This is a genomic window from Marivita geojedonensis, assembly GCF_002115805.1.
GTDB lineage: Bacteria > Pseudomonadota > Alphaproteobacteria > Rhodobacterales > Rhodobacteraceae > Marivita > Marivita geojedonensis.
In genome coordinates this window covers 313,802-325,970 of the sequence record NZ_JFKC01000001.1, presented here as the reverse complement: position 1 = coordinate 325,970, position 12,169 = coordinate 313,802, and the positions used below count along the sequence as shown (strand labels likewise).

Annotated in this window: 9 protein-coding genes; 3 read left to right on the top strand and 6 right to left on the bottom strand. The window is 59.8% G+C overall.

Annotation, left to right across the window (positions count from 1 at the left end; all coding sequences use genetic code 11):
- Nucleotides 1-23 precede the first annotated feature (23 nt).
- Both MGEO_RS01675 and secA read right to left on the bottom strand, forming a co-directional pair.
- Nucleotides 24-986, bottom strand: coding sequence for a hypothetical protein (locus MGEO_RS01675; RefSeq protein ID WP_085634952.1), 963 nt, complete (start codon nt 984-986; stop codon nt 24-26).
- A gap of 105 nt (nt 987-1,091) precedes the next feature.
- The gene (gene secA / locus MGEO_RS01670) at nt 1,092-3,809 is read right to left on the bottom strand and encodes a preprotein translocase subunit SecA (RefSeq protein WP_085634951.1); all 2,718 of its coding nucleotides are present in this window, start codon (nt 3,807-3,809) and stop codon (nt 1,092-1,094) included.
- A 174-nt stretch (nt 3,810-3,983) separates the two neighbouring features.
- Here secA and MGEO_RS01665 point away from each other — a divergent pair, with 174 nt between their 5' ends.
- From MGEO_RS01665 to mutT, 3 genes are read left to right on the top strand one after another with little or no spacing between them, the layout of a single operon-like run.
- A complete protein-coding gene (locus MGEO_RS01665; protein WP_085634950.1) occupies nt 3,984-4,835 on the top strand; it encodes a peptidylprolyl isomerase in 852 nt (283 codons plus the stop codon).
- 3 nt (nt 4,836-4,838) lie between these two features.
- Complete coding sequence (argJ, locus tag MGEO_RS01660) at nt 4,839-6,068, top strand: bifunctional glutamate N-acetyltransferase/amino-acid acetyltransferase ArgJ (RefSeq protein WP_085634949.1); 1,230 nt, start codon at nt 4,839-4,841, stop codon at nt 6,066-6,068.
- Complete coding sequence (gene mutT, locus MGEO_RS01655; protein WP_085634948.1) at nt 6,065-6,463, top strand: 8-oxo-dGTP diphosphatase MutT; 399 nt, start codon at nt 6,065-6,067, stop codon at nt 6,461-6,463. Before argJ ends, mutT begins: the two co-directional genes overlap by 4 nt.
- A gap of 311 nt (nt 6,464-6,774) precedes the next feature.
- Here mutT and infB read toward each other — a convergent pair whose 3' ends face one another.
- Genes infB through rimP form a run of 4 tightly spaced genes read right to left on the bottom strand, consistent with a single transcriptional unit; the run spans nt 6,775 to nt 12,139 of the window.
- Complete coding sequence (gene infB, locus MGEO_RS01645; RefSeq protein ID WP_085634946.1) at nt 6,775-9,264, bottom strand: translation initiation factor IF-2; 2,490 nt, start codon at nt 9,262-9,264, stop codon at nt 6,775-6,777.
- A complete protein-coding gene (locus tag MGEO_RS01640) occupies nt 9,261-9,908 on the bottom strand; it encodes an RNA-binding protein (protein ID WP_085635240.1) in 648 nt (215 codons plus the stop codon). The genes infB and MGEO_RS01640 overlap by 4 nt, the downstream gene beginning before the upstream one ends.
- Nucleotides 9,909-9,938: 30 nt before the next feature.
- Nucleotides 9,939-11,564 (bottom strand): transcription termination factor NusA, encoded by a 1,626-nt coding sequence (nusA, locus tag MGEO_RS01635; RefSeq protein ID WP_085634945.1) that lies wholly within the window; start codon nt 11,562-11,564, stop codon nt 9,939-9,941.
- Between the two features lie 5 nt (nt 11,565-11,569).
- Entirely contained in the window at nt 11,570-12,139 is a 570-nt protein-coding gene (rimP, locus tag MGEO_RS01630) for a ribosome maturation factor RimP (protein ID WP_085635239.1), read from the bottom strand.
- Nucleotides 12,140-12,169: the final 30 nt, after the last annotated feature.

Here is a 12,169-nt window from a genome sequence, read left to right as displayed (position 1 = left end):
CAAAGAGCCTTTGAACCGCCCGCTTATTTTGCGGCGATTGTCAGGTCTTCGACGATATTTTTCAACAGCAAGAAATCACCAACAGCGTCGCATCCGGGAACGTCGATCGTCAGCTCTTTCGACAGAAGGTCGCGACCGTTGCGCAGTTCAAGCGTTTGGGCCTCGACGCTGCTGCCACAGTTCGTGTCGAGAATCTCGGCCTCGACAGTCAGGGCAACCGTTCCGAAAGTGTCGGTCATACCCGTTGGGAAGGTATACACTTCTGCCAACAGGGCATCCGGCGCATCCGGCGCTCCCAGACGGGTCAGGAAGCCGCCTTCGCCTGTCGCGGCACGGGTCGGGTCCGACCCTGCACCCTGCCAGATATGACCTTCCGAGAAATACTCGGCGTCAAATTCGCGGGCGTGCAATTGCAGTCCGGACGTTCCGCGCCATTGCAGCACCACACGGTCGTAGAAGGGCACGGATGTCACCTGAGTCTGCGCCACGGCGCCGCCACCATCGAGGAACGACGCAATTACCAGCGCATTCTCCACCAGCGCGGGCACCTCAACCGAAAGCGTTCCATCGGGTTGCATCAACGTCGTGAACATCATTCCATTGTGATGCAGAGTCACGCGTTCGCTGCCGTGGCACGGTGCGATCACTTGGACGGCGATCATTGCGCCGGCGGCAGGCGTGGCCGTCATGGCGACCTCACAGGCGAAACCGGTTTCCTTGGGCGCTTCGGGTATTGCGATGACGGATGCGTCCACCGGTGCCGCTGCACTGCTGACAACTGCCGCGGGCAGCTCTGCCGTCATGGACGTGTCCATCGGGATCGGGGCTCTGGGCGCAGAAGACACTTCCTGCACGTCTGAAACGACAAGCGGTGTCTGAACCGTTCGCGTTCCTCCGGTGCCAGGCCAGTACTGCATGGCTGCACCGATTCCCAGCGCTGTGCAAAGCGTGAGTGCGGCGATGCGAATAGAGGACTTGCGTTCCATGGCAGACTCCCGATGCGTTTCTGCATCGATGTGTCTGCCAGAGGAATTGGGTGTGCCTAGGGCGCGGGTTGGGTCACTTTACGACCGCTTTGTGGCGGTCTCGCCTTACGCCAGCCGCCCGTGGCAATGTTTGAACTTCTTTCCCGATCCACAGGGGCAAGGCTCGTTACGGCCGGGGTTGCCCCACGTGTCCGGATCATTTTCGTCAAAGCCCTCGACGGCGGCATCAGAGGCAGCGCTGCCAGAGCCGTCCGGTCCCTGGGCGGTTGCAGTTTCGGCGGCCTTCGCCATCGCGGCCTGCTGTGCGGCAAGCTGCTGCATCATCGCCTGCTGCTCTTCTTCCGTCATCGGGCGCACTTGGCCAAGCTGCTTGCTGACGTCCTCGCGCAGGCTGTCCAGCATCGACTCGAACAGCTGGAAGGCTTCGGATTTGTATTCGTTGAGCGGATCACGCTGCGCATAGCCCCGGAAGCCGACAACCGAGCGCAGGTGTTCCAGCGTCAGAAGGTGCTCGCGCCACTTGCTGTCGATGGTCTGCAGCAGAACCTGCTTCTCGATCTGGCGCATCGTATCGGGGCCAAAGGCCTCGGTCTTCTGCGCCATCATCTCATCTGATGCTTCTTCCAGACGCTCGCGGATCACATCGGCATCAACGCCTTCTTCGTCACCCCATTGGACGACAGGCGCGTCTACGCCGACCAATTCCTTGACGGAGGCCTGCAAGCCTTCGGTGTTCCACTGATCCGAATAGGTTTTCGGCGGAATGTAGGTGTCGACCAGATCATCGATCACCTGGTACCGCATGTCCTGTGCGATCTCTGAGAGATCCTGCGCTTCCATGATCTCGCGGCGTTGGCTGAAGATCACTTTCCGCTGATCGTTCATAACGTCGTCGAATTTCAGAAGCTGCTTCCGGATGTCGAAGTTGCGCCCCTCGACCTTGGCCTGCGCGCGTTCCAACGACTTATTCACCCAAGGGTGCACAATCGCTTCGCCTTCCTTCATACCCAGCGTCGACAGCACCTTGTCCAGACGCTCGGACCCGAAAATGCGCATCAGGTCATCGTCCAGCGAGAGGAAGAAGGACGACCGACCAGGGTCACCCTGACGGCCCGAGCGGCCGCGCAGCTGGTTGTCGATGCGGCGGCTTTCGTGACGCTCTGTGGCCAGAACGAACAAGCCCCCGGCAGCCTTCACGGCCTCTTCATCCGCGGCGTGCCCTTCTTCGATCCGTTTCCGGATCTCTTCGGGGTCGCCCTCCGGGTCGGCCGCGATGGCTTCCATGATCTTGAATTCGACATTGCCGCCAAGTTTGATGTCGGTCCCGCGACCGGCCATGTTGGTGGCGATGGTGATCGCGCCCAGCTTGCCGGCATCCGCGACGATCTGAGCTTCCTGCTCGTGCTGACGTGCGTTCAGGACGTTGTGCTTCAGGCCGGCCTGCGTGAGCAGTTGGCTGAGCATTTCTGACTTTTCGATGGACGTCGTTCCGACCAGAACCGGCTGACCTTTTTCGTGCGCCGATTTGATCTCGGTTACGATGGCATCGTATTTTTCCTTCGCGGTCCGGTAGACCTTATCGTCTTCATCGATCCGCGCAATTTCGCGGTTGGTTGGAACTTCGACCACGCCCAGACCGTAGATTTCCGCGAACTCGTCCGCCTCGGTTGCGGCGGTCCCGGTCATGCCGGCCAGCTTCTCGTAAAGGCGGAAATAGTTCTGGAAGGTCACACTCGCGAGAGTGACGTTTTCCGGTCGGATGTCGCAGCCTTCTTTTGCCTCGATCGCCTGATGCAGACCCTCGGACAGGCGCCGACCTGCCATCATGCGTCCGGTGAATTCGTCGATCAGAACAACTTCACCATCGCGGACGATGTAATCCTTGTCCTTCTGGAAAAGCTTGTGCGCGCGCAGACCCTGATTGACGTGGTGAACGATTGTCGTGCTTTCCGGATCGTAGAGCGACTGGCCGTCGGGCAGCAGACCGCTCTCGTGCAGCACCTCTTCAAGGTATTCGTTGCCTTCATCGGTGAAGGTCACATTGCGGGTCTTCTCGTCAATGGTGAAATGCTCATCCGTCAGTGACGGGATGATCTTGTCGATCGAGACGTAAAGCTCGCTGCGGTCCTGCGCCGGACCAGAGATGATCAAGGGCGTCCGGGCTTCGTCGATCAGGATTGAGTCGACTTCGTCCACAATGGCGAAGAAGTGGTCGCGCTGATACATCTGGTTCAGCTCGGACTTCATGTTGTCGCGCAGGTAGTCGAACCCAAGCTCGTTGTTCGTCGCATAGGTGATGTCGCAGGCATAGGCAGCCTGTTTCTCCGCGTCGGGTTGACGTGGATAGACGACACCTGTTGTCAGACCCAGCGCGCCGTAGACCTTGCTCATCCATTCGCTGTCGCGCTTGGCAAGGTAGTCGTTCACGGTCACGATGTGCACACCGCGCCCGGTAAGCGCATTGAGATAGGCGGGGAAGGTCGCAACGAGTGTCTTGCCCTCACCGGTTTTCATTTCCGAGATATTGCCCTGGTGCAGGAAGATCCCACCCATGAGCTGCACATCAAAGGCCCGCAGCCCCAGCGCGCGCTTTGCTGCCTCGCGACAGTTGGCAAACGCCTCGGGCAGCAGCGCATCAAGCGTTTCGCCATTGGAATGGCGCGCCTTGAGCTCGGCTGTCTTTTCGATCAGCTGCGCATCGTCCAGCTTTTCGAATTCCGCTTCCAGTGCGTTGATCTTCTCAACCAGCGGGCGGGTCGCCTTGACTTTACGGTCGTTCGGCGTTCCGAACACCTTGCGCGCGACTTTACCTAATCCCAGCATTCATCCACTTTCAGCTTTGACATCTTCGTGTGCGGCATCTGCTTGCTCGCCTCGCACACAGCCCATATGTCACAGGGGAACGACTGGCTTTGCAGAGCCTTGTGGCGATGTAAGGTGAGGGAAATACACTGTCAATGTCACCCCATGGCGCGGGTGGCTCAGGAAGGATGAAACATGACGAATCTCATCACGAAATTGTCGGCAGGCGCGGTCGCCCTGATGCTGGCTCTGCCGGCACAGGCGCAGGATTCGCTGACCGCCGACTCTGTGGTGGCCACAGTCAACGGCACCGAGATCACGCTGGGCCACATGCTCATGGTGCGCGCGTCGCTCCCCGAACAGTACCAGCAGCTTCCCGATGACGTATTGTGGGACGGCATCCTGGATCAGATTGTGCAACAGACTGTGCTGAGCCAGCAGGACGCCAACGAAGACAGCCGACGGGTTCAATTGGCTCTTGAAAATGAACGCCGCGCGCTTCTGGCTGCGCAGGTCATCGAAGGTATCGTCGATGACGCCGTAACCGAAGACACCGTGCAGGCTTTCTATGACGAGACCTACCTTCAGGCGGAGCCGACACAGGAATTCAACGCGTCGCACATTCTGGTTGAGACTCAGGAAGAGGCCGCAGCGATTGTCGAAGAATTGAATGGCGGCGCAGATTTTGCGGAGGTCGCCCGTGAAAAGTCGACAGGCCCATCCGGCCCGAATGGCGGCCAACTGGGTTGGTTCGGTCCCGGCATGATGGTGCCTGAGTTCCAGACGGCGGTTGAGCAGCTTGAAGTTGGTGCGATCTCTGAACCCGTTCAGACACAGTTCGGTTGGCACGTCATCACGCTCAACGATAAGCGCAATCAGGAAGCGCCTGATCTGGCTGCTGTCCGTTCTGAAATCGAAACCCAGTTGAGCCAGCAGGCGGTTACCCAAAAGATTGCCGAACTGACCGGCACAGCAGATGTCACCCGCACGGCGAAGGAAGAGGTCGACACCTCTGTCCTGAGTAACCTTGACCTCCTGGAGGAATAAGAATTGGCCAAGATCACGTCGGTCTCCCCCCTCGCTCCGAAAAACTTTCCGGAGTTGCCCGTAATCAAGGGCGTGCGATTTGCGACAGCTGCGGCCGGTGTGAAATACTCCGGTCGAACCGACGTGATGCTGGCAGTTCTCGATCCGGGATCCCGTGTGGCGGGTGCGTTCACCAAATCCGCCACGCGGTCGGCCAACGTGCTGGATTGTCAGTCGAAAATCCGACTGACAGATGATCGTGGTGCGGCGATCATCGTCAACTCCGGGAACTCGAACGCCTTCACAGGCCGGGCAGGTGACGAATCTGTGCAGGCCATTTGCGCCGAGGTCGCCCGCGTGACCGACCTTCCGGCGAACCGCGTCTTCACAAGCTCCACCGGTGTGATCGGCGAACGCCTGCCGCATGATCGCATCGCGGCAAAGGTCGAAGAGCTTTACGGCAATCTGGACGAAGCTGGTCTGCCCAACGCCGCCAAAGCCATCATGACAACCGACACTTTTCCCAAGGGTTCGACCACCTCTGTCGACCTGCCGGGAGGCAAAGTCACCATCGCGGGCATTGCCAAAGGGTCGGGCATGATCGCGCCCGACATGGCGACGATGCTCGTCTACATCTTCACCGACGCGAAGATCGCGCAGTCCGATCTGCAAGCGCTGGTATCCGAGATCAACGAAAAGACCTTCAACAGCATCACCGTGGACAGCGACACGTCCACGTCGGACACACTCCTCGTCGCGGCCACAGGGGCGTCCGGTGTGAGCGTCACGGCCAAGGACACTGCTTTCCGTGACGGGTTGCATCATGTGATGCAGGATCTGGCCCATCAGGTGGTCCGGGACGGCGAAGGTGCCACCAAGTTCCTGCAAATCACCGTCACAGGCGCGCTCAATGACGCCGATGCCAAGACCCACGCCATGTCCATCGCCAACTCCCCGCTGGTGAAAACCGCCATCGCGGGTGAAGACCCCAACTGGGGCCGCGTGGTGATGGCCATCGGTAAGTCCGGCGCACCCGCCGACCGCGACACGCTCAGCATCTCCTTCGGGGATGTTAAAGTCGCCACGAACGGCTGGGTCGACCCCGACTACCGCGAAGAGCAGGGTGCTGCGATCATGAAGCAGGAAAACATTTCCATGACTGTTGATCTTGGCATGGGAAGCGGCGAGGCAACCGTTTGGACCTGCGACCTCACCCACGGCTACATCTCGATCAACGCCGATTACCGCTCGTGACCGTCGTTCTTGTTTCCGCAGTTGCGCTCATCGACCCCGATGGGCGCATCCTTCTGGCGCAACGCCCCGAGGGCAAGTCGATGGCGGGCCTTTGGGAATTCCCGGGCGGCAAGGTCGAGCCGGGTGAGACACCGGAAGAGGCGTTGATCCGCGAACTGCACGAAGAACTGGGCATCGACACCTGGCAAAGCTGCCTTGCCCCGCTCACCTTCGCCTCGCACAGCTACGATAAATTCCACCTGCTGATGCCGCTCTTTGCCTGCCGAAAGTGGAACGGCACCCCCGAATCAAAAGAGGGACAGGCGCTCAAATGGGTTCGGGCCAATCAACTCCGGGACTATCCAATGCCTCCCGCGGACATTCCTCTGATCCCGATTCTTCGTGATTGGCTTTAAAAAGCCTCCCCTTTCGTCGAAATGTGGCTTGGTTCCGCTGTTTTTTCTAGCCAAGTGGCGTGCCGCATTCTACCTACAAATTGTCAAAACTTGGGGGAGATTTGGCGTGTTGAAGACTATAATCATCGGTAGTTGCATATCGGTTCAGGGGATTTTGGAGAAAACCCTGCCTGACGGCCGGATCTCTGTGCGCGTCGGAAACCGCATCTTCACCGGCTTGCCTGTCCTGAAATCCGCATAGCAATTTTGGGGACAGAAAAGAAAAAGGGCAGCGTCACCGCTGCCCTTTTCTTTTTGGGAATATCCCTGGATCAGTCCAGCGTGCGCTCGACTTCCTGACGCTCGAAAATCTCGATGACGTCGCCTGGGCGAATATCGTCGTAGTTCTCGAATGCCATACCGCATTCCTGGCCCGACTGGACTTCCGAAACTTCGTCCTTGAAGCGTTTCAGTGTCTTGAGCGTGCCTTCGTGGATCACCACGTTATCACGCAGCAGGCGCACACCGGCACTGCGGCGGGCAACGCCTTCGGTAACCAGACAGCCGGCAACCTTGCCAACGTTCGATACCTTGAAGACTTCCTTGATCTCGGCATAGCCGATGAACGTCTCCTTGATTTCGGCGCTGAGCAGGCCGGAGGCGGCCGCCTTTACGTCGTCCACAAGGTCGTAGATCACGCTGTAGTATCGGATCTCCACGCCCTTCTGGTTGGCCGTGTTCCGCGCCGACGCATTGGCACGTACGTTGAAGCCGAACACCGGCGCACCGGATGCTTCTGCAAGGCCGATATCGGTTTCGGTGATCGCGCCCACGCCGGAGTGAAGAACCCGAACACGCACTTCTTCGTTGCCGATCTTCTCCATCGCCTGGACGATGGCTTCGGCTGAACCCTGCACGTCTGCTTTGACGAGGATCGGAAGCTCCGAGACATTCTCGTCTTCTTTTGCCTTCTGCATCAGTTGTTCGAGCGTTGTCGCTGCACCTGCGGCCGCGCGCTTTTCCTTGGCGACGTTGGCGCGGTATTCAGCAATCTCGCGCGCCTGCGCTTCGGTCTCGGTCACGTTCAGCACGTCACCCGCTTCGGGTGTGCCGTTCAGGCCAAGAACCTCGACAGGTACGGACGGACCGGCTTCTTTGACGCGCTCGCCCTTGTCGTTGATCAGCGCACGCACCTTACCGTACTGCTCACCCACAACGAAGATATCGCCCTGACGCAATGTGCCATTCTGAACAAGCACTGTCGCCACCGGGCCTCGGCCCACATCCAGCTGTGCTTCGATCACCGCACCCTGAGCCGCCCGATCCGGGTTCGCTTTGAGTTCGAGGATTTCTGCCTGCAGCGCGATGGCTTCGAGAAGCTCATCAAGCCCCTGACCGGTGGTCGCAGACACCTCGACATCCTGAACGTCACCGGACATCTGCTCCACGATCACTTCGTGCTGCAGAAGGTCGGTGCGCACCTTTGTCGGGTTCGCTTCCGGCTTGTCGATCTTGTTGATCGCGACGATCATCGGCACCTTCGCCGCCTTGGCGTGGTTGATGGCTTCGACAGTCTGCGGCATCACAGCATCATCGGCAGCGACAACGAGCACGACGATATCCGTCACCTGTGCACCGCGAGACCGCATCGAGGTAAACGCCGCGTGGCCCGGTGTGTCCAGGAAGGACAGAACCGCGCCGTCTTTCGTCGTGACCTGATATGCACCGATGTGCTGGGTAATCCCACCGGCTTCGCCGGAAGTCACGTTGGTGTCACGGATCGCGTCGAGCAGCGATGTCTTGCCGTGGTCAACGTGGCCCATGATGGTGATGACCGGAGGGCGCGGCTGCAGGTCTTCAGGTTTGTCTTCGACCTCTTTGATCACGTCTTCCACGTCTGCGTCGGAAACGCGGGTCACGTTGTGGCCGAACTCTTCGATGATCAGTTCCGCCGTGTCGGCGTCGATCGTCTGGTTCTGGGTCGCCATGATCCCGTTCGTCATCAGCGCCTTCACCACGTCGCCCACGCGCTCTGCCATACGGTTGGCCAGTTCGGCGACAGTAATCGCTTCGGGCAGCTGCACGTCGCGAACGATCTTTTCACGCGGCTGGTTGCCACCCATTGCCTTCTGGCGGGCACGTTCCTGCTTGCGCTTCATCGCGGCCATGGACTTCTGACGTCCGCCTTCGCCGCCCAGCGCCTGGTTCAGCGTCAGCTTGCCGGACCGGCGACCGCCATCATCGCCTTTGCGGCGACCGCGTTCCTCCCGTTCGCGCTCGGCTTTGCGGGGCGCGGCGGGCTGCGATTGCTTCGCACCGCCCGCAGGTTGCCGTGCCGCCGGCTGTTCCGCCGGTGCGGCAGCAGCTTGCTTGGCCGCTTCGGCAGCCTCGCGTGCCTTACGCTCTTCTTCTTCGGCTTTCTTTCGGGCGCGCTCTTCGGCCTCGCGCTGTTCGCGCTCTTTGGCCTCTTTCTCTGCACGCATCCGCTCGCGCTCTTCAGCGCGTGCCTTTTCTTCGGCCTCACGCTGCGCGGCTTCCTCGCTTTCGCGGGCTTTCGCTGCCTGAAGGGCCTTCAGGCGGCGTTCCATCTCTGCATCTGAAATGCCTGCGGGGCGTTTGCTGCCGGAGCCGCCGACCGCTGCGCCACCGGTGGACCCACCTGCAGTCGGTTTGGACGCGCCGGGCTTTGGCACCACCACGCGCTTGCGCTTGGTCTCCACCACGACGTTCTTGGTGCGCCCATGGCTGAAGCTCTGCTTCACGTTCCCCGACCGGGGGCCGCCGCGCAAACCCAAAGTCTTTTTGCCGTCGTTATCGCTCATTTAGCTCTTTTTTCCTTCCCAGCAGCCCCTGCCGCTGTCTTTGCATCAGACGTCCCGATGCGAAAGCCCTTCAATCTTTGGGCTTCCTCTACAACACGTTGCGTGAGTCCGCCAGCGCCAAGCGCGGCATGTATCACAGTTTGTCGCCCAAAGGCCATTCCAAGCTCATCTGCCGTCAGCCAGCCAATGTAATGGCCATAATGCGGCGTGCTGAGTTTCGATTTACCCCGGCTTGATCCGTCTTCGGCCTGAAGCAGGACCTCGGCGGTCTCCTTGGACAGAACGTCCTTGACCTTTTCATAGCCGGACACAGCCACACCGGATTTCCGGCTGAGGCTTATCAGATCGATGACACGGCGTGCAAGCTGCTGCTCAACGTCGCTCACTAGGCTGTCTGAGACCTTCAATTCGCTGCGTGCCGCACGCTGAAACATGTTCTTTTTCAGCGCTTTTTCAAGGGATGCCCGATCGGCACTCACCCAGAGACCCCGACCCGGCAGTTTACCTGCAAGATCGGGAACGAGTTGTGCATCGGGCCCGACGACAAAGCGGATCAGCCGGGCCGTTGGGCGCACCTCACCTGTCGCAATACACTTGCGCTCGGGCCCGCTTTCCCGGTCCTTGTGTTTTCCGCCGCGTGTCACGACTGTCGTCACCCTTAGTCCGGTCGCAGGTCAGACCTGCTCTTCTTCGACGCCTTCAAGATCGTCGTCTTCGCCGTCTTCTTCTTCGGCCTCAAGCTCTGTCGGATCGACCCAGCCCAGAAGAACACGCGCCGTCATCACGAGGTGCTGTGCTTCTTCCAGTGACACGTCGAACGGTTCCAGCAAGCCATCGTCCTTGATGCGTTCGCCGTCCACGGTGGTCCAGCCGCCGGCCAGTTCCCAGTCCGCGCAGGTCGCGAAATCCTCGAGCGTCTTGACGCCATCCTTGGCCAGCACTTCGACCATCTGCGGTGTCAGGCCTTCGAAGTCGATCAGGCTGTCCTCGGCACCCAGTGCACGGGCGTTTTCGAGGGCTTTCTTTGCCTGCTCTTCCAGGAATTCGCGGGCACGGGTCTGCAATTCCTCGGCGGTGCCTTCATCCACACCGTCGATGACCAGCAGTTCGTCCAGCTCGACATAGGCCACTTCTTCAAGGTTGGTGAAGCCTTCGGCCACCAGAAGCTGGGCAAAGAACTCGTCCAGATCCAGCGTGTCCATGAACAGCTGCGTGCGCTCTTCGAACTCTTTCTGACGACGCGCGGATTCTTCTTCCTCGGTCATGATGTCAATGTCGAGGCCGGTCAGCTGCGAGGCCAGACGTACGTTCTGACCGCGGCGGCCAATCGCCAGCGACAGCTGTTCGTCAGGGACCACGACTTCGATACGCTCTGCATCTTCGTCCAGAACCACCTTGCTCACCTCGGCAGGCTGCAACGCGTTCACGAGGAAGGTCGGAACGTCCTCGTTCCAAGGGATGATGTCGATCTTTTCGCCCTGAAGCTCGTTCACAACCGCCTGCACACGGCTGCCGCGCATACCAACACAGGCCCCGACCGGGTCGATCGAACCGTCGTAAGAAATCACGGCGATCTTCGCGCGCGACCCCGGATCACGGGCCACGGCCTTGATCTCGATGATGCCGTCATAGATTTCCGGCACTTCCATCTTGAACAGCTCGGCCATGAACTCGGGCGCGGTCCGCGACAGGAAGATCTGCGGACCACGGGTCTCGCGGCGCACGTCCTTGATGTAGCAGCGGATGCGGTCGCCGTTGCGATAGCTTTCGCGGCCGATCTTCTCGTTGCGGCGCAGGATGCCTTCGCCCCGGCCCACATCGACGATGACGTTGCCGTATTCTTCGCGCTTGACGACGCCGTTGATGATGGTGCCGGCGCGATCCTTGAATTCCTCGTACTGACGGTCACGCTCGGCTTCGCGCACCTTCTGCAGGATCACCTGCTTGGCCGACTGCGCCGCGATCCGGCCCATTTCGACGGGGGGCACTTCCTCTACAAAGGTGTCGCCCACCTTCGGGTCGTCCATATACTGCTTCGCCTGCTCGACGGTCATCTCCGCCTGGTAATTCTCAAGCTCATCGTCCTCGACCACGGTGCGCACACGGGTAAAGGTGGCGCGGCCGGTCTTGCGGTCGATCGAGACACGAATGTCCATCTCGCTGCCATAGCGGCTCTTGGCGGCGCGGGCGAGGCTCTCCTCCATCGCTTCCACGACAAGAGACGGATCGATCATCTTCTCGCGCGCCACCGCCTCTGCGGTCTGCAACAGTTCCAACTGGTTGGCGGATGTGATTGCCATCGGTCTTACTCCTCTTCGGGCCCTTCGGCCTCAATCACGTCGTCAAATTTCGTTTCATCCAGGCCTTGGGCTTTGCGCGCCTTCAGCATTTCCTTGATCAGGTCGTCGGTCAGAACCAGCTTGGCATCCGACAGCCAGTCGAATTTCAGGCCAACGGTGCCTTCCTCGATATTGATCAGAACCTCGTCTCCCTCGACACCGGCCAGAACGCCCTTGAAGCGTTTGCGCCCATCGATCATTTCCGAAGTCTCAATCTTCGCCTCATAGCCTTCGAATGTCTCGAAATCCTTGAGCCGTGTCAGCGGGCGATCGATGCCGGGTGAAGACACTTCCAGTGTATAGGCATCAAGGATCGGGTCCTCGACATCCAGTGTCGCGCTGACGGCGGTGCTGATCTCGGCGCAGTCATCCACCTCAATCCCGCCTTCGGGGCGTTCCGCCATAATCTGAAGCGTCGTGTTCTTGCCGCTCATCAGCCGGATGCGCACGAGTTCGAACCCCAGATCCTCGATCACCGGGGCAACGATCTCGGCAAGACGCCGGTCAATCGCGGCTTTTGCGATCAGGTCAGACATTGTCGTGTTGTGCTCCAAAAACAAAAAAAC